Source organism: Chitinophaga varians, from assembly GCF_014529945.1.
GTDB classification, from domain to species: Bacteria; Bacteroidota; Bacteroidia; order Chitinophagales; family Chitinophagaceae; genus Chitinophaga; species Chitinophaga varians.
In genome coordinates, this window is the sequence record NZ_JACVFB010000006.1 from 63512 (window position 1) to 88553 (window position 25042).

The 25042-nt window shown below is 48.6% G+C and carries 10 protein-coding genes; all 10 read left to right on the plus strand.

From position 1 onward, the window contains the following. The 10 genes from ICL55_RS26680 (at position 1) to ICL55_RS26725 (ending at position 25039) form a co-directional block, all read left to right on the plus strand. Positions 1-699, plus strand: coding sequence for a hypothetical protein (locus ICL55_RS26680; protein WP_188103338.1), 699 nt, complete (start codon positions 1-3; stop codon positions 697-699). A gap of 157 nt (positions 700-856) precedes the next feature. Beyond that, entirely contained in the window at positions 857-1639 is a 783-nt protein-coding gene (locus tag ICL55_RS26685; protein ID WP_188103340.1) for a hypothetical protein, read from the plus strand. A 12-nt stretch (positions 1640-1651) separates the two neighbouring features. Then, a complete protein-coding gene (locus ICL55_RS26690; protein WP_188103342.1) occupies positions 1652-1912 on the plus strand; it encodes a hypothetical protein in 261 nt (86 codons plus the stop codon). 338 nt (positions 1913-2250) lie between these two features. Continuing rightward, positions 2251-5076: a PKD domain-containing protein gene (locus tag ICL55_RS26695; protein ID WP_188103344.1), complete on the plus strand. Its 2826-nt coding sequence runs from the start codon at positions 2251-2253 to the stop codon at positions 5074-5076. A 178-nt stretch (positions 5077-5254) separates the two neighbouring features. Next, complete coding sequence (locus tag ICL55_RS26700) at positions 5255-7714, plus strand: hypothetical protein (protein WP_188103347.1); 2460 nt, start codon at positions 5255-5257, stop codon at positions 7712-7714. 6 nt (positions 7715-7720) lie between these two features. Continuing rightward, positions 7721-8812, plus strand: a complete 1092-nt coding sequence (locus tag ICL55_RS26705; RefSeq protein WP_188103349.1) for a DUF928 domain-containing protein — start codon at positions 7721-7723, stop codon at positions 8810-8812. A gap of 10 nt (positions 8813-8822) precedes the next feature. Then, the gene (locus tag ICL55_RS26710; RefSeq protein WP_188103351.1) at positions 8823-9344 is read left to right on the plus strand and encodes a hypothetical protein; all 522 of its coding nucleotides are present in this window, start codon (positions 8823-8825) and stop codon (positions 9342-9344) included. Continuing rightward, a complete protein-coding gene (locus tag ICL55_RS26715; RefSeq protein ID WP_188103353.1) occupies positions 9341-15988 on the plus strand; it encodes a PA14 domain-containing protein in 6648 nt (2215 codons plus the stop codon). The genes ICL55_RS26710 and ICL55_RS26715 overlap by 4 nt, the downstream gene beginning before the upstream one ends. 23 nt (positions 15989-16011) lie before the next feature. Continuing rightward, on the plus strand, positions 16012-16800 hold the full coding sequence (locus tag ICL55_RS26720) for a hypothetical protein (RefSeq protein ID WP_188103355.1): 789 nt from the start codon (positions 16012-16014) through the stop codon (positions 16798-16800). 16 nt (positions 16801-16816) lie between these two features. Continuing rightward, the gene (locus ICL55_RS26725) at positions 16817-25039 is read left to right on the plus strand and encodes an RHS repeat domain-containing protein (RefSeq protein ID WP_188103357.1); all 8223 of its coding nucleotides are present in this window, start codon (positions 16817-16819) and stop codon (positions 25037-25039) included. Positions 25040-25042 lie beyond the last annotated feature (3 nt).

Here is a 25042-nt window from a genome sequence, read left to right on the forward strand (position 1 = left end):
ATGAAAAAGTATTTCCCTGTACTCGTCATTATTGTGCTTGTTATAGCATGCAGCCATCCCAATAATTACCATTATTATGAAGACGGTGATACAATACGCATGTTGAGCCCTGAAAGACCGAAGACGATCAGTTTGGGAGGTGGTTACATAGATAGTTTGTTCAAGGCGTTATCGAAGGATTTTGATACAATTGGCTCAATCGTGAAGGATGCCGGTTATGCGGTGAAAACTGCGTATATGCCTACCCTTAAGCGGAGTATCCACCTCGATGATGAGGCCTATACCGCTGCTATGCTCGTATTTGGAGGTTGTGATATGACGCTTTTTAGCAACAGTGGCGATTTTTATGATTTTGTGCCTGTGGAAGAGCTGCCACAGCCATGTAAGGAGCTGGTGCGGGACCACGCGCTGGCGGAGGGCGCTAAGGTGTATATCCGTGGTACTGTGTTGCGATTGGACCGTAAGGATATCGTAAACCTGGATGAGTACTCATCAGTAGACAATCCTCTAAATATTACTATGCCCGAAACCGTTTCACGCATTAGCGGTAAGCAGGGGGAGGTATTTTACTTTATGTCTTCCATCAGAGATATGGACTACGCTTATATCGCTTTTATTTTCAGGCGGGGCGGCAAATACCAAATAAAGGCTTTTCAGGCGGAGTTGTGTGATGATGACTGGATCAGAGCGAATAAATAAAAAGGATGGGGGGATGTTGTTTGTTGGAAGGGCTATTAGTCCGGATTCCTTTGTGGTGAATCAATATGATATATTGATGAATGGGGATGTTAAGCGTGTGAAACGGGATAGCACTATATATGGTATTCCATTTTGAAAAAGATATTTGTAATTCAATATGCGATTTGAACAGCTAACATTTGACGCGGTACAAGCGCTGCTACGGTCAACTATAATACCCGTAGCCGGAAGAAAAAAGTTTGATTTTCTTCCTGATACTATATGGGACCATGCGAAGGCATCGGGTTGTGACATTGTGGCGAGACAGATTGAGAACTGGGAGATACATGATTTTGATGAGAATGATTTTCTCCGGTTGATCACTGAAAAATATACGTTTGATGCCGGTACCAGGGTGATATTTATATCGGATGAATGTTTTCCGGATAAAGCTGCATTCGTTTTTACTTTGAGCGACTATTTAACATTTGTAGCATACTTTGAAGAGCAGTTTAACAGAGCCTTCTTTCAACCATCGGATTATATTTTGATATTCCCGGATGAGAGAAAGTTGGTGATGATTCATCATGAAGGATATTTAATTTGTATCAGCGTGGGAGCATTTAATAGATTAACGTTAAAAGATTTGCCTTGCCCGTTCTGCGATGCCAGGCATGACTGGATCGTGCAGTTCAAATACGGCGAGTGCTGGCAGCATGAGTATGTATTGCAGGATGAATTAAAGTGGGGTGCTAATGAAACGGGGGATTCTTCAGCAAGAATAGTGCTGGTAGAGGGTATTGCGGAGCAGGATTGTCCGCATTGCGGAGCGGAAGAGGTGTATGCGAGAATATTTGTGGATGATAATAAAATTGTAGCAGTGAGTCTGGTGAAGAATTTCATCAGTTTTGTTGTGCTTGAAGGAGACTATATGGGCGATTATATTATTATCAATAAATAAAAGCGCTTGCTTATGATCATGGAAAAATTGAATAAATGGTCTGCACGATGGGGAAGTATCTTCGTTGTATCAGTAGGTGTGCTGTTGATTTTAATCACTGCTATCTGGCAATGGCGTGGAGGTACAAGCTATGAATATTATGATCTCAGACGGCATAATGGCGTGGTGGATATAACGCTGGAGATTAACTATGCACTCGGTAGCCTTATGCTACTTGTGGGCTTTAGGAAAGCGTGGTTGGTGAAATGGAAAAGCAAGGTAAAACAAAAATAGCCCCTACTCGAAAATATTAACCGGAAATATTTTTTAGAAATATTTTGTAATCTGGAAATTATTGTATCTTTATTGTGACCTTGATTTTGTAACCTTTATAATTACCTATACCAGTTTTTAAGTGTATTGTTAACTTCTTGCCCTGTTCGTTATGCAAGAAATCCAATCAAAATATAATTACCTATATGAATGCAGTTAATCCTGTGTCCATATTAGTCAATCTGTGAAGTTAAGTTTTATTGTTCCCTGATGTAGTATAGCCTGAAAGCTATGCCTGCTGGTCATTTGCCATCGCTGTAAAGTGGAGATCAATGATTGGTGTTAATATCCTTATGCTCATGAAATATATTCTATGCTGTTTGTTTGCCATCCTGATGTTGTGTCAGGCTAAAGGCCAGTCCGGTTTAACCGTCAAGCGTGATACCGTGATCATCAAAAATGAATTTGTACTGCAAAACAGTTCCCGATTAGTGCCGGGTATATTGTTTAATAACGGTAATGGTTATACGGAATTTAAAAAGATGCGCCTTGAAAACCTAGGAGATACCGCTATTGCTATTACGGGACAGGACACGATTCGCTTTAGAGGTGGCGGGGGCGGGAATGCTGGTACAGAGCCATTTCCGTTGATATTGTCTGTACGCTCTCTGAACGGTTCGCAGCAACAACTGAAATGGTGGAAAGCACCGGATGACCTGTATACTGTGCCCCGCGTAGGTATCCTTGGCGGCAGCCAGGGAACGGGTGATTATACCAGCATCCCGGCTAATTCCATTTCAGGGAGATTAACCAGTTACATTGCGTCGGTGACAACAGGTGGTGCGGTAACCAACTACAGTTATCCGGGATATAATACCCGTAAGATGATGCCCAATGGGGCTAATCAATGGGTGGACAATAACAGGAATATCACCAAAGCACTGGCTGATGGTAACAAAATTATCATCCTCGTTACACCGAGTAACGACGCTGATCCCCGCAACCAATACGGTGGTGTGACACCCCTGACTGAAACAATGGCCAACATTGCAGCGATAGAAGATGCCTGTAACAGGGCAGGTGCAACCTTGTTGGTGTTTAGCGGATTTCCACGCCACGACTTCCCCGAACAGTCGGCACGTATACAGCAGCTAGACCTGAGTAACCTGCTGTTGAAAAAATTTGATGGTCGTTGTGCATATGTTTATAAACTGCTGGAGGATCCCGCGAATCCCTATCAGCTTAATCCCATACTGGAGCGTGGCGATCATGCCCATCTCAATGACCAGGGCGCTGCGGTAGCTTTTGCGGTATTGAGGGACGTATTAACGGGGTACTATACTTCCAATACGGCCATCTCAAAATATGTGCTGCAACGCACACTCTCGCTGAACAGCCCCTTTGTGGAATCGCAGGTATTCACCACACCAAACGTTAACTACGCAAATATTGCACTCGACAATAACTTTTACCGGATACGGTATTTTAACCGTGACGGCACTTATTCTTCCTGGAGCAATGTGGTACAGGGAGTAGGCGGCGGCACCGGAGGTCCTGCCGTAGACGCGGGGCCGGACCAGACGGTTACCTTACCGGCTACACTGTCCCTGTCCGCTACCGGCAGTGATCCTTCGGGAAATATTACCAGTTATGTATGGACGAAACAGTCCGGCGGCGCTGCGAATATCACCGCGCCGAACGCAGCACAGACAACGGTAACCGGATTGGAGGCAGGTGTTTATGTGTTTCGCTGTACCGTCACCAATAACTCCGGCGCACAGGCGTATGACGAGGTGAATGTGACGGTGGCTACTGCTTCAGGCAACAAGGCTGCTAAGTTCAATTTCAGCGTCACTCAGCGACAGGTAGCGGGTTATATCAACCTGTATGGACATCCGCATTTAGGTGTCCTCTCCCAAACAGACCCGGCATCGGGCATAGGATTGAATACCGTCGCTGCATCAGCATGGGCGCCTAACGGCGCTGCCTCGGCGGTGGAAAACCTCGCCGTAGTGAATGATGGCGGCGGCTTTGTGGTAGATCAGGCAACCCTGTCAAGCGCCTTCTTTACGGCTAACAATACCGCGGTGAATAATCTTCAGCTGACAGGATTAACGCCAGGCAAGCTGGTTAAAATACTGGTGACAGGAAATGCGGTGTCATCTCCCCGCTATACCAAAGTGGCCATCGGCAGTGACGTGAAAGAATACAACGCCACCGGCAACAGCAGCAAGGCCGCCACATTCGATAATATAACGGTGCCGGCTGACGGAAAAATCAACATTGCTATGTATGCCAGTACCACCTCCGCTACGCCGTTCGGTATTGCCGCAGTAGTTACTGTAGAAGAAAAAACAGGCGAGGCGCCGGTTAACCAGCCACCGGTAGTGAATGCAGGCAACAGCCAAACGATAACGCTGCCGGCTACACTCAGCCTCTCAGCCACTGCCAGCGATCCGGATGGCACGGTTGCCAGTTACACCTGGACAAAAACCTCTGGCGTCAATGCGGTGATCACCACGCCCAATGCAGCCACCACCACTGTTACAGGGCTTACCGGCGGCACCTATGTGTTCAGATGTACGGTGACAGATGACAAAGGAGCTACTGCCTTTAGTGAGGTACAGGTAACTGTGGTGAATCCTAATGTCGCCAAAACAGCCAGCTTCAACTTCAGTCTGGGCAGCAAACTGGTAGCCGGATTCGTGAATGTAAATGGTAATCCGCATTTGGCAGTACTGAGCGGTACCAGTCCCTCCGGCATCGGTGTTAATACGATCGCCACGAACGTGTATGTGCACAACCTTAACGAAACGGCGAAAGACAACCTGAGTGTGGTGGATGACGGCGGCGGCTTCATCGTTCCGTCGGCAGTGCTGGCGAATTTAATCTTCACAGCTTCGTCTACACCAACGGACAATCTGCAGGTGACAGGCCTGACCCCCGGTAAACACTGTAAAATCACGCTGACTGCCAACGCGGTGTCTACACCCAGGATCAACAGGGTCAGGATTAATGGCGCCGTCCAGGAGTTCAATGCGGTACAAAACAGCAGCAAGGCTGCTATATTCGACAACCTCGTGATCCCGGCAGACGGCAAGATCAACATCGCATTTTATGCGAAGGATGCTTCCTCCTACGCGGGACTGGCCTCAGCTGTTATTATCGAAGAATATGTAAACTAAATAAGACATGGTGGCTGGTGAAAACTGCCAGCCACGGATAATATGACAAGATTGTAAGGTTCGACTACCCAAAAGAATTTATTCCAGTATGAAAGGGAGAATGCCTGGCCATACCCGTGGATACGCGTAGCGTATGCTCATATGTCCCGCATCCGTCTGTTCTGTTTAACGCTATACCATGATGAAGTCGCTATGTTCTATTCTATTGTTAATGCTGATGCTACAGGCAACGTTGTGGGCCCAGTCGCCCGCCGGTGAGCACCAACCGGTGTCAAAGCATCGCCCTCAGGCGCTACCGGCAACTGTCCCGCTATTACAGGGTTCCCTGATCAATGCTATCAATAACAGGGTACCCGGCACCGTTATAAAGGATGTCCGGCCGTCGGTTATTCCTGCCCTGCACCCTGTGGCCAAACAGGATTTTTACGCCTACGTGAAACAACTTTACGGGGATAAACAACTACAGCAAGTGCAGAAAGGTGTTGCACTGCTCAATGATACCGCCAGGATTGGCAGGTACCTGGATGAAAAGCTACGTGGATTCTATGCCCTGAAAGGTAATACGGATGTCACTGTTTTTTTGAAAGCCGGCGCTTATAGTAACCACTTCAAAGGTGCATCAGCGGAAGCTTTTACAGATAATGCCGCCGGCGCCCTCATGCCGGCAGGTATCAACGCCCGCATACAGGATGATGTAGTATTGGGAAATATCCCGGTAAACCTTCAGTTTTCACATATCGCGGGCCGGTCTTTTGTGGACCGTGCCGCGCTGAATAACGCACTCGGCAAAGTGTCCTTTGATAAAGACGCTTATCTGGAACGCATGAACGGCTATGTGAACAAAGCTTTCGATCTCAATAAATACTTTTTACAGGATATTGATGTAAGAGCTGCCTTTAAAGATTATGCGGATAAAAAATTGATAAAGCTCCGGGAAGATATGTCCCGCCTGACAATGGAAAGCGGACAGCAGCTGGCTGCACTCACCGGTCTTCTGTCACCGGACCAGCTGATTTATCTGGATAGTAACCAGATCAAAAACCTACTGCTCGATATCCCCGCTTTTAAAGTCGACGAAGCACAACTGTTGAGTCAGTTGCCGGATAGCGCATTGGCGCCGCAAACAGCGATGGCGCGCAACTACCTGCATAAACTATGGGAACTAAAATCTACCCTGTCGCAGGGACTGGCCGCGCAGCAAACGCTCGCTGCGCAGCAGGCGGTGGAAAACAGCATTCAGAAAAGCCTGAACAGCCACGATAGCAAAGTGAGGAATATCAAACAGCTGTTGCCGCTCAATTTCCTGCAACGCCTCCTGCTGCAAGCCAAAAGTCTACAAGCGGGCAAAATTGCTGCCGGCGAAAAAGGCGGTGCGGTGCAGGATCTCTTTATGGCCGGCGCAGCAGGCAGCTTTCTCAACAATAATAAATTCATGATGCTCGGCGCCGGCGTACGTAACGATGCGGCCGATATTAAAAATATAGGACTGAATGAAGGTGTGGACCCCTCTTCCTTTTCGCTGCAGTTTCTGCAACTGGGTAAAGGAGACGTGTCCGGCCCACACAGCCATATTGGCATCGTGAATGCCAATACCCGTAACGCCTCAGGGCACCAGCTCAATCCTAATACCCTCGCCCGCAATGTCTTTGTGGGAGCGGTGTCCGAACAGGTAAGCCTGGGAGAATACGGAACGATTGCGGCAGAGATTTCCAAATCGAACAGTGAATACAGAAATGCTGCTAACGGCAACGACTATGCGCTTACTTCCAAAGCCGCTGCGGTTACACTGTTCAACGATTTCTGGCAAACCGTTTCGGTAGGACTGGATTATTCCGGTACCGTCAAATCGCTGGACCTTTCACAGCGGGCATATGTCAGCTATTCCGGCCTCGGCTATAGTAACCCGGCGTCGCCGGGGTCTGCCAGAGGAACGGTCCGGTATGGTGTAAACCTGCGGCGCTCGTGGAATAAACGCCGCGTAACGATCGGTTTCCGCGCCGACTTACAGGATATGCGCATGTCTGCCATTACAGACAGCCGCTGGAAGAACAGCGCTTACACAGTAGATGCCCGCGTGAAAGTGAAAAAGAACTTCACCCTTTCTTCCCGTATAGGCCAGTCCGTGATGAAAGGCATCAGTGAGAAGGCTGACCAGCCGGGATATGTGAACCGGCACGTGAGCCTTACTTCGCAGTATAGCGGCAAACTCTGGTCACTTCCGCAGAACAATAATGTCACTTTCAGCCTGCAACAGATGGACATCTTGCCGGTAAAGAGCCTGCTGGTGAACCTGAATGTCAACCAGAGTTTTATCATCAATACCAATATGCTCACCTTAAGTGTGATGTACAATAAAGATGTGAAAGGGCAGGCGCTGTATGGAAATCTGCTGACAGCCGAAACAGGATGGAGTTATACAGTACTGAAGAAGATTGCCTGTACCAGCAGCATCACCTATCTGAATAACAAAGCAGTGGTGGAGCAGGCCGGCATCAAACAAAGCATCGGTACGGAGCTGCTGCCCAGACTGAACGTTAACCTTTACCTGGACTGCCGGAAGAACATGGTTAATACTTCCCAAAACTATCTCTTTGGAAATTTCAGCTCACAGCTGATGATACATTACTTATTGAATTGACAGGTTATGAGAAAATTTTGTATTGGATTATTGCTGATGATACTGTTGTTGCAGTTACATGCCAAGGCGCAGGTGTCATTTGCCTTTATGCCCGAGGTGCAGGGCAGGACGCTCGACGGCCTGCTACAGGTACGTGTAGGCGGTCAGGCAGCCGGCGGGCAGGAGGTAACGTTGAAAATAACGGTGACGGCTAAACCGGTGGGCACTGTGGTGTCTATCAAAACACCTGTTTTTCGGCTGCTGCCCGGCCTGAATACGTTACCCCCGGGATTGCTGGCCGGCGCCGATATCCGTTTCGGTAACAACCGCATTGCGGACATGTGCCGGCAGTCAGGATACTTTACAGAAGCGGAATATGAATATTGTTTTGAGGTAGTGGACGCCGGGAAAGGCACGTTAGGCGAACAGTGCTTTGACTATATGCTGCAGCCTTTTTCACCGCTTATCCTCGCTGCTCCGACGGATGAAGATGCCATCTGCGACAAACGCCCTACGTTTTTCTGGCAGCCGTTGCTGCCGGCTGTCCCGGGCATGATGTACCGGTTGATCCTGAGTGAAGTGAAGCCCGGTCAGGCTAAAGCAGAAGCGTTGCGTTACAACATGCCGCTGATCAACCAGCAGTTTATCAATATGCCCATGTTGTTTTTCCCGCCGGTAGCGAGAGAGCTGTCGGAAGGAAAAGAATACATCTGGCAGGTGACCGCCTACAGAGGAGATATGCTGCTGGCCACTTCTGAGATGTGGATATTCCGTGTGAACTGCACTGACAGTGCCGAAGTCCGGACGCCGGAGAGCTTCCGGGATATCGAAGATCTGGCGCTGGGTAATTTCTATCTCGCCAAAGGCACCCTACGTTTCGCGGTCCGCAATACCTACGCACCGGTCAAATTATCCTATAGCATTAGCGGTATCACGGATCCCTCGGCACGGATCCGCAAACTACCCACTATTCAACTGAAACACGGCAATAATCATATTCTCATTGACCTATCGGATAACAGTGCATTTAAGGATGGAAATTATTACCAGCTGGAACTGAAGCTGCCTGACGGCAACGAGCGTAAGTTGAGGTTCCTCTATAAGCAAGAAACGGAATAAACGGCTGCATATGAAAAAAGGAATAATCGCGATGGCCCTGCTGATGGCAGGATGTGTAAACAATGACCAGCAAAAGCTACAGGCACTTCTACGGGATACCCATAACGGACTGGTTACGGAAAAGAATATAGGCGGCACCGTAGTAACCTGCACTTACCTGCCTCGTTGCTGGGACCAGTTGACGCCTTCTGCAGTGGCTAATGACAACGAACTGTCGTTTAAAATCAATGTCCGCTCTGATAAGCCGGATATGAAAGAAAAAAGCGGACAGCAGGCGGCCAGCTACGGACTGGAAGAAGCTTTTCAGCTGGTGACGGACAACGATACGCTGTCGCCTGTGATCGCGCAACGCATTGCAAATGGCAATATGGGCGGCGTAGAATATTTGGTCACCTGGCAACGGCCGGTATGGCAGCAAAAGAAAGTCGCTGCGCTGATATTCAAAGACCAGGTGTTTACCACCACCAGACTGGTTTTTCCCCTGATGATAAATTCATTGTTACAATCGGACTCTCTAAGCTGTAGGCTATGATGATAAAAAATACTAAAGTAAAAAGGGCGCTGGCCTTGTTTTTTCTTTCACTGATGGTGACGGAAACCGCATTGCCACTACGTGCGCTGGCATTAACATCCGGTCCTGCACAGCCAGAACATACACAGTTTTCCCCCTATGGGGCCAACGATATGGTGGACTTATTTACGGGAGGATTCAAATACAATATCCCGCTGTTGGATGTGGATGGTTATCCCATCAATCTCAACTATGCTTCCGGTGCCGGCATGGACGATGAAGCCAGTTGGGTAGGACTCGGCTGGAACCTCAATGTGGGCGCTATTAACCGGCAGCTGCGTGGTTTGCCCGATGACATGGGAGGAGATATTATTACCACAGAACACGATACCAAACCTAAAATCACTTATGGTGGTAAAGGGACCGTGAGGATGGAGGTATTTGGGGGGAATATCATCAAGCTGGGCGGCTCCGTCTCAGTCGGTATTTTTAGTGACAACTACCTGGGCATGGGTGCAGAATTTGGCGCCAATGCGGGTTTAGGACTGCAGCTGGGCAACTCCGGGTTACTGAGCGGTGGGCTGGACCTGAACGCAGGCGTCAACTCTAACACCAGCAGCGGTGTGTCTACAGAAACCGGTTTATCGCTGGACGCGAATTTTCTGAAAGGCTATCGCGCCAACATCTCTATGGGCGTTTCTGCCACGCTCAGTTATAATACGCGTGAGGGTATCAAAGATCTGACACTGGGTTCTTCTTATACCATCGGTAAGAATGATTTCGGGACGAAACGCATATTCTCTTACAATACGCCTCCTTTTAATCCGAAAATAGGTGTTGGGTATGAAACCAGTAACGGTTCTTTTTCCCTGGATTTCGGTCCTAACGGGTGGGGGATCTTCACCGGCTTCGGTTTTACCGGTTATAAAACCGTGGCCAAGGTGCTTGATAAAACGAAAAAAACCAAAGCATATGGCTTTTTGTATGCAGACAAGGGCACCAATGTTCAGGAAGCAGTGATGGATTTTCAGCGGGAGAAGGAAAACCCAGTCATCGCTAATTTGCCTAACCTGCCATTACCCATCGCCACGCCCGATGTGTTTTCTTATACCAACCAAACCGGCAGCGGTCAGTTCCGGCTGAACAGAGGTAATGCGGGGATCGTATTCGACAATTATGCCACAGATGTTGCCAGCAACAAGTCCTTGTCCATGGAATATGGTGCTGGTGCCTATTTTCATGGTGGGATCGCTTTTTATGATCAGCAGATCACCAATACTACCAGCAAGTGGAAAAGAGAAAATGCCTTCCTGCCGTTATCGGATTATAAGTTGACCACCAGCGATTCTACAGAAGAACAGGCATATTTCAAGGTACTGGGAGAACAGACCGCGGAAGATGCAGGCTTCGCCTCCAGGATAAGAGGTACAGGCGTGGTGTCGGTGCCGCTTAGTAACAGGGCTGCCTTGGGACAGTTGAAAGACAAGCAGGGCGACACTTATTCTACCAATGGTGAATTAAAAAAGAATGGTCGGCAGATGCGGAATACCGTAGTAAGTTATATGACGGCCGGAGAACTTAGCAGAACAAAGGACAGAGGCACGATAAACTCCTATCCTATGCTGACACCTTCTTCCATGCTCCAGAATTGTGGACCTGGAAATCCTACTTCCATTTCCCGGGTGGTCGGTTATCGTAAATCGCATCATATCAGTGAGATCACGGTAACGGAGCCAGACGGTAAACGCGCTGTATATGGTATTCCCGTGTATAATACAAGGCAGGAGGAATATACGTTTGCCGTCAACCCACAAAACAAGCCGGATACCGGAAAGAGTCTTATTCCGGTGGAGATGAATGGTGACAACGGATTCAAACATGATTATGGCCGCGATAACTTTTATCAGCATGAGAGCCAGCCGGCATATGCGGCCTCTTACCTGCTGACACAACTACTGAGCCCCGATTATGTAGATGTGGGTAATGATGGCATTACCGCTGACGACCTGGGTACTGCGATTAAGTTTAACTATTCGAAATTACCGGACGTATACAAATGGAGAACACCCATAGAGCCGGGGAAAGCACAGTACAGCCGCGGCCAGCTGGCAGACGGAGACGACGATAAGGGTAATGTGGTATACGGCGAAAAAGAAATATGGTATCTGCAATCTATCGAAACCAAAACCAAGGTCGTTTATTTTATTACGGAGAACAGGGATGATGCCAGGGGAGTTGCCAATCTGTATGGTACCAGGAATGATGCAAATGCCATACAGCGCCGGCTTTCTGAGATAAGGGTATATTCCAAAAGTGATCCGATGACCCCTATTAAGACAGTGGTTTTCCGTTATAATTATAATTCGTGTCAACAGGTGCCTAATAACCCCACTGGTATGGGAAAGCTGACACTGGATTCATTGTATTTCACGTACAATACCTCTACCCGTGGAAAGCACCACCCTTATACCTTTAAGTACAACAATGTTTCTGAATACAGGAATATGTCCTCAGATCGTTGGGGTTATTTCAAAGCGAAGTATGATAACGCCTCTTTCGGTTTTGGCAATTTATTCAATGATGAATTTCCTTATGCAGTGCAGAACCGTGGGAAAGCCAACGAAAATGCGAAAGGCTGGAACCTGAATAAAATTACCCTGCCAACGGGCGGTGAAATTGAAGTGGATTACGAGGCCGGTGATTATGCCTATGTGCAGGACAGACGGGCAATGGTGATGACCGGCATTAAAAATCTGATCACTGATAGTCTGGGTGCGACTACCAGCGATCTGGCGCTGGCCCATGGTTTCAGGGTAGATGCTCCCGGGCCGCTCAGGGGTAATAGCGACGCCAGTATCCTGCGAAATTTTGTGTCCGATTATATGGGAGGCAGAAATGACTTTTATGCCCGGTTGTATGTGAATGTCACAGATCATCCCACTACCGATGGCCGGGAAGATTATGATTTCGTTTCCTGTTATGCGGAAGTCACGAAAATCAGGGATAACCACGACGGAACGTATAATATTCTTTTTAAAGATATGAACGAAGGGCGGGTGACGGTCAATCCATTCATTATGGCTGCCTGGCAGAAAATGAAACTGGAATATCCGATGTATGCCTATCCGGGTTATAAAAACCGTATATCCAATGACGTGGGTATAGAAGAAGCTTTGTCTGCATTAGTGAGTGCGGTGGGCAACCTGGCAGAGTTGCGGCAGAATTTTTATGAGCGCGCCATGAGGAAACGCTTTGCTTCCAGGGTAGATCTGCGTAGGAGCTTTGTCCGCATGGCCAAAGGTGATGGTATTAAAATCGGTGGTGCACCCCGCGTAAAAAAGGTGAGTATTAAAGATAACTGGTCTCAGATGACAGGGACAGCTGCTCCTTCCGCCACTTATGGACAGCAATATGAATACCGTATCACAGAAAACGGTAAAACTATCAGCAGCGGTGTAGCCGCTTACGAACCTTACACCGGCGCTGATGAAAATCCGATGCGCATGCCTGTGCCATATAGCCAGGAATCGAAAGGTGCGTTGACCAATTATTTTTATCTGGAAGAGCCTTTCGGGGAGTCATTGTTTCCGGCGCCACAGGTAGGATACCGCAATGTAGTGGTACGGCAGCTGGATGCAAGTGGGAACGTTGATCCCCTGGCGCGTACAGGTTGGAGCCAACATGAGTTTTATACCGCAAAGGATTTTCCGGTGATCGTGGAGTCAGACACGAAGCCCGATATGCGGCGCTATGGTCCTTCCGGATGGGCGTCGTTCACCGGCGGTTCGCAGGTATATGAACTGGCCATGTCTCAGGGATACGTGGTATGGTTGAATGATATGCATGGTAAACCCAAGGCCGAAAGGGTCTTTAATCAGTCGGGCGCTGAAATATCTTCCAATGTGATTTATTATAAATCTTCTCCGCTGGATGGCGGCAAACAAAGGCTCAATAGCACCGTGACCACCATCAATGAAAACGGCGTTATTAATCAGGAAGAAATGTTGGGCCGGGAGATTGAAATGATGACCGATATGCGCGAGCAGGAGAGCACTGATCAGGGGACTTCTATTCACATTGGTATAGATGTGATTCCTTTTATCTGGTTCCCGCTACCCATACCACACTGGCCACGTAAAGAAAATAACAGTTATAAATTGTTCCGTTCTGCATCTACCCTGAAAACCATTCAACAAACGGGCATTGTGGATCGTGTAGTCAAGACCGTGAATGGCTCTTCGGTAACGTCCGCCACCCTGGTTTTTGACAGAAATACTGGTGCGGCTGTTGTAACCAGTACCACCAATGAGTATGGTGACCCGGTGTATAGCGTGAATATGCCGGCCTATTGGGTGTATAATAAAATGGGTGGTGCGTACCGGAATATACAAACGCTGCTGACAACCAAAACAGATGCCAATGGAGCCATCACATCTAATACGAGCTACTTCACGGCGGGTGACGAACTGTTGTCACAAATCGGTGGGCAGCGATGGTGGGTAGCTTATTCCCCTGTGCAGAATGGAACAACAAAACAGTTCCGTCTGATCGATGATAATGGCCAGGTGGTGAAGAATTATAATGGCCGGGTACGGATCCTTCGTTCGGGATATCGTAACCAGACTGCGGCTGCCACCGCCACGCTGTTGTGCCTGAAGAACCCCATTGCCGGAAATCGTTTGGGAGTATTGACAACCGAAACAGGAGCACCGAATACATATCAGGTGATCGATGCTAAGACCTCCCTGTTTGAAGAAGAGTGGAATGCCAGTTTGTGTGGCTGTCCGCCGGGTTATGTTCCCAGCGAAGACGGTACTTCCTGTGTGCTGTTGCCGGTGGAGACGCCCAATGACACGCTGAAATTGACCTGTATGGCGTCGTTGCCACGTTATGGTGTGCAGGGTACCATTTTTAATACGGGACCAGGAGTATGGACGCAACCGAGAACAGATGGTATCTGGGGTACCGGTTGTTCTGTTGGTGGTACCATGAAAACCGCTACAGCCCGGGAAGTGATGCCGATGGTGGCAGGAAGTTGCAATCCTACCATTTGTGGCAGGCTGAATGCGTCGAGTGTTTGGCTCAAGGGGGCTGAAGGCCCGTTGGACAGGTATTGGCTGGGACTTGAAACCTGTGTTTCTGTTCCGGAAACGAGACGGTATTCCATTGGTTACGCCGCGGATAATCTGATCCGTATCTATGTTGATGGCAATCTGGTGGTAAACAGGGATACCAACCCCGACAGTGATGTGTACGAACTATGGCGGGTTATTCCGATAGATCTGGGCAAGGGCTCCCATACCTTAAGGATAGAGTTTATGAATGATACGGGTACTCCTCAGGCCTATGATGCTGCGGTAGGTGTGGAGTTGTATTGGGCCACTCCCACTGAGCTGTCAACGTCAAGCACCCTGATAGCCTTGTTTAATACCCGGGATCTGGTCAACTCTAATACGCCGTATAACACCTATATCACCAATAAAGATGGCTCCATTCGCCTCACGCGCTACACCTGTGGCGGCGCCCCGATCCGGATGGATTGCAGCAAACCTTTTTCCTGCGGTATCACCCCAACATTAAACCCCTATCTGACAGGTATACTAGGTAACTGGCGACCTGCTGAAGACAAAGTGTACCTGGTGAACCGGGCAGACCAGAACATCTTTGCTGCCAACGGAGGAGGGCTTAATCTCCGCAATAGTGGCGGATATAAGAGCTTTATGCCATATTGGTTTTACAACAGTGGCGGCGGTAGTGCCTGGAACGCCTATACGATATTAACAACTCCGTGGACGACCAGCCGCTATGTTACTGCTTATGATAAGTATGGCCAGGAGTTGGAAAATAAAGATGCCTTGTTGCGCTATAGCAGCGTGTTGTATGGTTACGACGGCGCTGTGCCGCTGGCTGTGGCCAACAACGCCCGCAAACGCGAAATCTTCTATGACGGATTCGAGGACTATAATTTCTTTTATCTCTGTTATGGTACTTCAAGCTGTATGAAAGATAGTTTCACCATCCGGAACGCCATAGCTGGCGGAACATCGTCACCCATTGTCAGCAATGAGTCGCATACCGGTTTGTATTCTTTGAAACTGGAGAAGCCAATAACCCTCACAACGAAGGTGCACAACGTGGATAAGAAACCGGGATACGGTAACTACACCGCCTGGGATGGCCTCGGGCAATACATCCGCAAGCCGGGGCCGGGATTGTATGAAGATGGATTTCAGCCGGTGCCTGGTGGCAGATACATTTTCTCTGTATGGGTGAAAGACAACGCTGCTCCCGCTAGTGACCCCAACATCACGGTGACCGCCAACGGGCAGGGTATCCAACTGACGAAAAAAGCCGTGGTGGAAGGCTGGAAACTAATGGAGGGAGCGTTCACGGTGAACGCTACTGCCAGACAGTTAACGCTCAATATCCCTACTGCCACTAACGTGCTGGTTGATGATATCCGCATCTTTCCCTATGATGGTAACATCAAGACTTTCGCGTATGATGATAAAGCGCTGAAACTGATCGCGGAGCTGGATGAAAATAACTATGCCACCTTTTACGAATATGATGAAGAAGGCACACTGGTGCGGGTGAAGAAAGAAACGGAAAGAGGCATCATGACATTGAAAGAAACCAGATCAGCCTTCAGAAAAGCAGATTAATTCAAAAATGAAATTATCAGAATATGAAAAAGATCATGTTGTTGGTTAGAACGTTGTTGCCGCTGCTACTGGTGGTAGGGGTAGTGATCGCAGTGGCGTCTTCTCCGGTATTTAAACCGGTATTAAGAGAACCTGCCACCAATGCAATGGCGTGGACAACCTACCACTTTACACAGGACGAAAAGGCAACGATGATGTCGGTGTTTAACCTGTACGCACATATCGATACCTGTCGTACGCTTTACCTCAGCGGTAATATCAGCGCCACTGATCCGGCAGACAGCACTGCCAATATGAGTCAGGCATTTCGCTTTTGCCGCCGCGGGGAGGAATTGTATTACCAGCTGGGCGATGTGGAGATGATTTCCCTGAAAGACCGATTCATCACGATCAGTCATCAGGCAGAGAAAATCATCGTCTCTGCACCGAAGAAACTGGTGGCGCCTTTTCAGCTGCCGGTGGATACGCTGATGAAAATATGGGAAAGTGAAAACTACCGGGTGAAAGGTAGTATTCGTGGGAAGGATTCCGTGGTGAGCCTGCATTGCGCCAATCATGCATCGTGTAAGGAATACCGGTTTGTGTTTGACCCTTCCGCAACAGCTCTCCGGGAGCTTTATATGCGGATGACCAATCTCGATGACCCGCTCAATGAAGCGATGGACAGGGAGATGCGCATTGCAATGGATACGTGGAAAGAAGGATATGTTCCTGATAAGCTGTTACAGGTTGATACTTACCTGACCGGCGATCAGTCTTCCTGGCAGCCGGCTGGTAACTACCGCCATTATGAATTGATCAATAAGTTTTAATTGTTAATCCGAAGATATGTCCCTATACCTCAGAATGAAAACATGGGTACCCTGCCTGATAACAGCTTTACTGCTGTTATGGGCAGGCATGGCCCATGCAGCCATTGAGCCTTATCAGCAACAGCTTTCGGGCAAATTGAAAAAAGGTGATACGCTGATTGTGAAGGATGAGAAGTTTGAAAATCCGGCCTACGACTGGCGGGCTATCCGCAACAATGGTGTATTGGACCGTATCACTTTTATGGTCAACCCAGATACCGTGGTGACCTTCAAAAAGAATTTCTCCTGCAAGGTAGACCTTAAAATAGAATACTGGAGCGGCCCCGGACAGGATAACCCCATTACGCTGCCCGGCATACCCCTGACCATCCGTTATGATACAACGGCAGGAGCGGTGTACCAGCTGTCTGACCAATATGATTTTAAGAATGCCTACAGAATAAAAATCACCATCAACGATATCAGTAGTGCAGAGCTGGGAGAATTACCGCCTGTATTTCTGCTGCGGGCACAGGTGGTGGTAAACCGCGATTATCTGCCGCAGAAAGACCATCAGCTGGAACCAGTGGTGTCTCTCGTACCTATGGGCATGCAGGCAAAGACGCTTACGGCAAATGCTGCTGCCAATGCCAATGCAGGTACCGGTCAGGTGCAGATCAGTTGGGATGCCAATGGTGCACAGAAGTTTGACCTGGAATGGACCTTTGTGGATGAAGAGTCTGTGTATGGCCGGATGTTGGAACAATTTCCCAGTCAGCCAGACGCCATGATGGCGATGATTTTCCGCAATAATTCCAGCCGGGTGACCGTGATGGAGAATAGCTACCGTATTCCTGTCACACAGCAATACAAGTTCCTGCTGGTACGTATTCGCACGGTAGATGAAAGTAGTCAGTACAGAACAGAAGGCCCGTGGGTGTATACCTGTAAACTGGATGGTGTGCAACAGCCTGGCGTTATTGCACTGGATGCAGCCTGGCATCAGCCGAAGCTGAACTGGCAGTACAGTGTCAGCTTCGCTGAAGATGGTAAACGCAAGGAAGTGATGAGTTACCTGGATGGTACCCTGCGGAACCGCCAGACCGTGACACTGAACAACAGCGATCAGGTAGCCGTGGCTGCGGAATCTCTACTAGACGATTTTGGCCGGCCAGTGGCCAGTATTCTGCCCGCTCCGCTGGCAGCCAATAAAATTGACTATTATCCACTGTTGAATAAAAGCCTGAGTGGAGGCGCCTATACCGCAACCAATATTTTCAAGGGACTCACTGGTAACTGCATCGGGAAACCAGATCCGTTGAATACTTCCAGTGGCGCCGGGTATTATTACTCTTCGTCTAACCAAGCTCTGGGTGGGGATTTCAGGAAATATATTCCCGATGCGGAAGGGTATCCGCTTGCTGTTACTTCCTATACAGCAGACAATACCGGTCGTATCAGTCAGCAAGGCGGCGTGGGTGCTTCCCTGCAGCCAGACCCCGTACCTGCCAATAGCCATGCTACCCGTTACTATTACGGCAAACCGGAGCAATGGGAGCTGGACCGCATCTTTGGTAACGACGCCGGTTACGCGAACCACTACCTCAAAAATATGGTGGTGGACCCGAACGGCGAGGTCGCTATCAGTTATCTGAATGCCGCCGGTAAAACGGTAGCGACGGCGCTGACCGGTGCTAATCCGAATACAAGCCTGTTGCCACTGAATTCCCGTCCGGCAGCGGTGCGGGCTACCGTTACGCTGTTACAGCCTGGACGCTTTGTGTTTGATCCGCAGCTGCTGAAGCTCACTGCTTCCACTACTTACCTGGCTTCAGTGCCTAATGTGACCGATAACCTGACCTTCAATATGCCAAGTCTGATCAAAGGGTATCAGCAAAATGGCGTAAGCATCTGCAGTAACTGTTATTATGAACTGAAAGTAGTGGTGGCAGATGATTGTAATAATAAACTGGTAGAAATGACGGATGTGAAGACCGGTAAAGAGTTGTCGGATTGTAGCGCTACTGCGGATTATACCAATACCATCGCTGTTCCCATCAATAAGATCGGAGAATATTATATCACGTTTGAGCTGGCGCTGAATCCAAAGGTAATTGAAGCTTACACAGAAGATTTTATCACCCGTAATACCAATCTGAAAACACAGTTTCAGTTTGTGATGGAGGCATTGGCCAGAGAAGATTTTGCCGGTTGTTTTTCAGAATGTACAACGTGTAAGGCCGCGCTGGGGGCGAAGGATGATTTCGTGAATGCGCTTCGTGGACGGCTGCAGCGCGATGGGGTGGACGTGGTGGCCAATGCATCAGTCATCAATACCTGGGCACAGGGACTGTATGATGCTTTATACAGTAACTGTATGACTTTGCGGGCGACCTGCATGCCATCACCCTGTGATAAATTGAGGAAATTATTGGAAGCTGATGTGAAACCCGGCGGACAGTTTTCTCCTTTTGATGCAGATGGCAATCCGTTGGAAACAGATATTAACATTGTTTTTAAAAACTGGCGAAAGGTATTTCCGGAACGGCAACCAGGGACCACTGAATACGAAAGTGAGAGAATCGACCTCGAAGATGGTTCCTATACCAGTCCGTATGACGCCAACTTTGGCTGGGCTATGGTGAAACGTTACTGGAAAGAAGAATGGGCGGCGAAATTTATCGGTGAGCATCCGGAGTACTGCGCCCTGCTGTACTGTGAGCAGAACAGCAGCTATATGGCCTGGGACCAGCGTGCGCAGGAGGTGTATACCAGTGCCGCTGATATTCCTGTGATAGCGCCGGGATTACAGTATAGTTATACAAATGGGCACTGGCTGGCAGATGTGGACCCTTTCTTTACAAATGGTCCGGGAAACAGCATGGCCACAGCTTTTAAAGCAGACCTGGATAATTACACGCGGAATGTGTTGGGTGTGAAGGATACGCGTTTGTACAATAAAGATCTTAGTGCTTATGTGGATTACCAGCTGTATTGTGCAGACTCTTTAAATACCACTAATACCACCGGTAACAATCTCGAGGGAAGCGTACGGTGGAACAGCTGTTCACCGGCTGCTGGCTGCCGTGTGCCTGACAGAGAATGGCAGCAGTATGCGGAGTATTATTTTCAGTTGAAGGAGCGCTATTATCAGCGGGCCAGGAATGCCGGGCCTTGTTCGGGGAAATGTCTTGTAGGGGCTTATCCGGGTGCAACTGTTGGGGGAGCGTCTGTGGCTGATCAATGTGCCAGGTTTGATGTCAGTATGTTTAGTTACTATGAGACCTGGCCTCCTGATGATATTCATCCATTGATTTATCTGGAGAAGGTGAGCGGGCCACCAATTCCCAAAGGGATTACGCTGATCATTAACCTGTACAGCCCGAAGGACCCTGCCAACCCCGGCGGCCCTACCGGCTCTATACTAGACGATACAGAGTTCTTTACCTATAACTCTCCTACAAAGAAGCTCCTCACTTTAAACTCATATCCGTTGAGGACCTTAACCATGGAATGTACCGGTTATGTAGCAGAACCGGATTCTTGTCCTGCCGGGTATAAAAATAAAGTATCTCATATTAATAATCTGGGATACAAACCCGCTGCTACTGTAAACCTTGATTCCAGTCTGGCAGCAGGAAGGGATTCTATGAATGTGCATATAGGCCGTGCCTGTAAGGCAAATGTGGATAATTTCATCACCAGCCTGTCGGCATCACCGGCTTACCAATCGCTTGCACCTGCTGTCAAAACGCAATTCCGCGCCCGTTTAGAAGAAGTATGCCGTAACGGTAGCGACAATACACATGTAAATGGTTCCAGTTCCGTAAAACCTGGTAACCTGAATGCAGATGGCGATGCCTCCTTCGAACAGGTGGTACGCCGGTACCTGGGCAACTTTGATCTGGTTAAGAATCCATGGGTACAGGACGGATTGTATCCCTATGATGTCCCGGTTCAAAGTGTGGTCAAAGTGATCAGCAATACAGATGAGGCTATCTGTAATCGTCTGAATATACTGATACAGGAAAAAAACAACACGCAGCCGGGCGCCACGCTGTATAACTTCCTTGTGGGGAAATATGGCGCTAATATGACGCTCACAGAGCCGGAATTGAACGCGTTGATAAAAGGTTGCAGCAACTGTCGCCGGCTGCTGGACAGAGCCATTAAATTGCCGGTCTTCCTGGATGGCAATGCCATCGGGTGTATCAAAGCGGATGCTTTTCATGCCGCAGAAAGTGCTTTCAATGCAGCATTTGGAGGTGCCCCTGATACAGACCATCCTAACTATGAAGACGTATACCGCAATTTCATGAACCAGCGGTTTGGTTTTACCCTTAGCTATATTGAGTATAAGAGCTATAAAGAGAAGATTGCCGGTACTCCTTCAGAAATGCTGTGCAACAATCCGGTGTATGACGTAGTGACGGTAAATCCCTACCAGTGCATGCTGGAATTGACAGATGGCGCCGTGGCGGGTGCGTCACGACTATATGCAGCTTATGTCGATTCTGTGAAGAGAGTGTTCCGTAATGAGTATGTGGCGTTATGTGGCAGTGTTCAGCCGAAAGTGTCGCTGGAAACATCACAGCAGCATTATCATTATACGCTGTATTACTATGACCTGGCGGGTTCACTGGTACGTACCGTTCCGCCGGAGGGGGTAGATATTATCAATGATCAGGAGATGCTCGACAGAGTCGACAAGGCCCGTCGTGTAGATTATAGCAGCTGTTCCTATAACGGCCCGGCAGCCAATACCGATGCACAGGCCGCGCTGGACATGCTTTCTACGGCTGTTACCAGCACCGTTAACCGTTCTGTGGAATTCTGGTTGCACAGTGAAAACGGCAGCGCTTCGCAGGTGATCACCCCGGCAGGAAACAACAAGATTTATTTCTATCTCTGCCAGAGTGATAAATACCTGAGTGTATCCGTCTATAATCTGGAGTACCCTTCACAAACGAAGATCGATATCCTGTCGTCTAAACATATGACAGTAGATCTGAGTTCCATATTGCCTTTGGGGCAGTTTACCCATGTGGTGGTACAAGGCGCTAATCTGTCCGACCCATCAGCGCCGCTGAATATTTTCGTCAATGGCCGTGCCTTTACGCCGCTGGCAGACCCGCCATCATCAGCCTGTGGGTGGACGATTACCGTCGGTCCCGATGGCATCTCTTCCTTTACCGCAGACTTGACGCAGCTGAAGCAGCTGCGTGTATACAACCGCGAATTATCTGGTGCTGAAATAGCGGCCAATGCGCAGGAAGTATGTATGGGTATGGCGCCGTTATACAGCAGTGGCCTGTTGCGGGACAACATGATCTGGTCAAGGTTTAACACCCCTGTACCGGGATCACCTTCTACTGTACCGGGCCAGGGCACCACGGAAGGACAGGTATTGGCGGTTTATCCCCGTCACCGGTTAACCACCGACTATGCCTACAACTCACTGGGGCAGGTGGTGCAACAACGTACTCCTGATGCCGGTATGAATTATTTCTGGTATGATTACAAAGGCCGCCTGGTGGCATCCCGGAATGCTATCCAGATTGAAAAACCAGACCAGTACAGCTATACAGCTTACGATTTATTGGGTCGTGTAGTGGAAGTGGGAGAAAAGAAAAATGCGACCAGTCTGGGTAACGCTGATTTTGTGCCACCATCGATCCTGAATTCGTTCGAAGCTTCCGGAGCCGTATCACAGATCACGCGTACCTACTATGATGACAAAATACCCGGAACACCTTACGATCAGGCCAACCTGCGTAAAAGAGTGGCCGCCAGTTTGTATAGAGAAACACCGGAATCTGAAGCCGTGGGTACCTACTACAGTTATGATGCCGCCGGCAACGTGAAAACCCTGTGGCAGAAACTGTATGGGCTATACGAAGTAAAGCAGACCGACTACAACTATGATCTCGTCAGCGGAAAAGTAAATGCCGTACGGTACCAGTTCGGTAAGCCGGACCAGTTCTTTTATAACTACGAATACGATGCAGAAAACAGGTTAATAGGCGCCTTAACGGACGTTGCACATGCCGGCGATGGGTGGAAGGTATTCCCTCGTAATGGAGCCAACCGCAATGCCAACTACCGCTATTACCTGCATGGTCCGCTGGGCCGTACAGAAATCGGTAAAGAGGTACAGGGCATCGACTATATCTACACGCTGCAAGGCTGGCTGAAGGGTATCAATGGCACCGGCCTTCTACCAACGCAGGAAATGGGGCAGGACGGCGCCCCCGGTGCACGGAGCACTTTCGCCCCGGATGTGATGGCCTACTCACTGGATTACTATAGCGGCGACTATAAGCCAATTGATGCTTCCGCTAATGCGCTGGCCATGAAATATGCTGCTTCCGCCGACGATATCACCGGTCATAACCTGTATAATGGTAATATCAGTCGCACTACGCTGGCACTCAGTAAGTTGAACAGCGGCTCCCCGGTGGGCTACAGTTACCGCTACGATCAGCTCAACAGGCTTGTTCGTATGCGGCAGCATCAGCAGCCTGTCGGTACCACGTCATGGGGAATGGCGCAGGCGGTAGATGATTTCAAAGAAGATATCAGCTACGACGGTAACGGCAATATCCTGTCGTACCTGCGTAACGGTACCCGCGATATCAGCGTTCCCATGGACAACCTCACCTATTATTATCCCCGTAACGGTGATGGTAAGCTGGTGTCCAACCAGTTGCGCCATGTTAAAGATGCAGTGGATGATGCTGTCTACAAATTGGATATAGATAATATGCGCGACGATAATTATCTTTATGATAACATCGGTAACCTGGTAAAAGACCAGGCGGCAGGTATCAATGTCAACTGGAATCTGTACGGCAAAATCAGTAGCATCCGATTCGATGATGGCAGCTCTTTGGAATACAAATACGACGCCAGCGGTAACCGTACCTATAAAGCCTTCCTGAAAAATGGTGTCACCACCCGTACCTGGTATAGTCGCGACGCACAGGGTAATCCCCTCGCCGTCTACAGCGATAACGGTAGCAGCCAGGTATACTGGAAAGAACAGCAGCTGTATGGCAGTTCCCGCCTCGGTATGTGGATGCCTGAAATGGCCGTCAGCGGCGGTACAATCGGTAACGCTACTACGCTTTGGGGACAGACAAATCTGATCCGGTATGAGCTGTCTAATCACTTAGGGAATGTGATGGCGACTATTTCTGATGTTAAGACCGGTACAGATGCGACGGTGTTCTCAGCGACGGACTATGCGCCTTTTGGGATGCAGATGGTGGGGAGGAAGTGGAGTCTGAGCGGGGGGTATAGGTATGGGTTTAACGGGAAGGAGAATGATAATGAGGTGAAGGGAGAGGGGAACCAGCAGGATTATGGGTTTAGGATATATGATCCGAGGGTTGGAAAGTTCTTGAGTGTAGATCCACTCACCGGAAAATATCCCGAATTGACGCCATATCAGTTTGCAAGTAATAGGCCAATAGATGGTGTTGATCTTGATGGATTGGAATATTCCCCACCAATGAAATTCAATGAAAATGGAAAGACCGTTGTCGATTCTAAGGCTGCTACAGAACAACATACAGGTCCGCACAACGTAAATACATTGGCAGTTGCAGGGCTTGTGGCCGCAGATATGTTAACCGATGGAGCACTAACTCCACTAATATTTGCGTCGAGTGTTATTTCTCATACTCCTTCTAAGAATCTTGAAGGACGTCAAGCACAAGAGGAACGAGGAAAAGAGGCCTTAACGAACTTAGCGACGACTTTGGCGTTGCAAAAAAGCTTAAGTCTTGCTGGTAACGTGCTCAACTTAGTTGTGAAAAATGCTTCGAAAGCGATTTATACCAGGTTAGGATCATTAAAAAGTCCAGCAAGAGAAATTTTACCTGGTGAGGATATTCCTCTCCAGGCTGGTAAGCAGAATAGATCTTTTTTTTCCGAAAAATTCTCCGATATTAATACTGGAGCATATGGCGATCAGTCAACTAAATATATATGGACTATCGATGATGGAGGTATTAACATCGGCTACGAGAATACCCCAATTGGAGGAAATTCTGTAATTAAACATACCAACCTGAGTCCAAAAGCTTATTCTGGAGGAGAGGCGTGGTTTACAGATTCGAAGACTGTTCATATAAACGCTTGGTCTGGACGATTCGGGGCCGGTGCAAAAATGACAACTGAACAGTATAATGCTTCTATAGATGGATGGAAAAGTTTGGGATACAAAGTTGTTGCTGAACCGTATATGCCTAAATAGATA

Excerpts from the sequence above, each read along its gene's own strand:
- ICL55_RS26680 (WP_188103338.1), top strand. The coding sequence starts at position 1 with ATGAAAAAGTATTTCCCTGTACTCGTCATTATTGTGCTTGTTATAGCA.
- ICL55_RS26685 (WP_188103340.1), top strand. The coding sequence starts at position 857 with ATGCGATTTGAACAGCTAACATTTGACGCGGTACAAGCGCTGCTACGG.
- ICL55_RS26690 (WP_188103342.1), top strand. The coding sequence starts at position 1,652 with ATGATCATGGAAAAATTGAATAAATGGTCTGCACGATGGGGAAGTATC.
- ICL55_RS26695 (WP_188103344.1), top strand. The coding sequence starts at position 2,251 with ATGAAATATATTCTATGCTGTTTGTTTGCCATCCTGATGTTGTGTCAG.
- ICL55_RS26700 (WP_188103347.1), top strand. The coding sequence starts at position 5,255 with ATGATGAAGTCGCTATGTTCTATTCTATTGTTAATGCTGATGCTACAG.
- ICL55_RS26705 (WP_188103349.1), top strand. The coding sequence starts at position 7,721 with ATGAGAAAATTTTGTATTGGATTATTGCTGATGATACTGTTGTTGCAG.
- ICL55_RS26710 (WP_188103351.1), top strand. The coding sequence starts at position 8,823 with ATGAAAAAAGGAATAATCGCGATGGCCCTGCTGATGGCAGGATGTGTA.
- ICL55_RS26715 (WP_188103353.1), top strand. The coding sequence starts at position 9,341 with ATGATGATAAAAAATACTAAAGTAAAAAGGGCGCTGGCCTTGTTTTTT.
- ICL55_RS26720 (WP_188103355.1), top strand. The coding sequence starts at position 16,012 with ATGAAAAAGATCATGTTGTTGGTTAGAACGTTGTTGCCGCTGCTACTG.
- ICL55_RS26725 (WP_188103357.1), top strand. The coding sequence starts at position 16,817 with ATGTCCCTATACCTCAGAATGAAAACATGGGTACCCTGCCTGATAACA.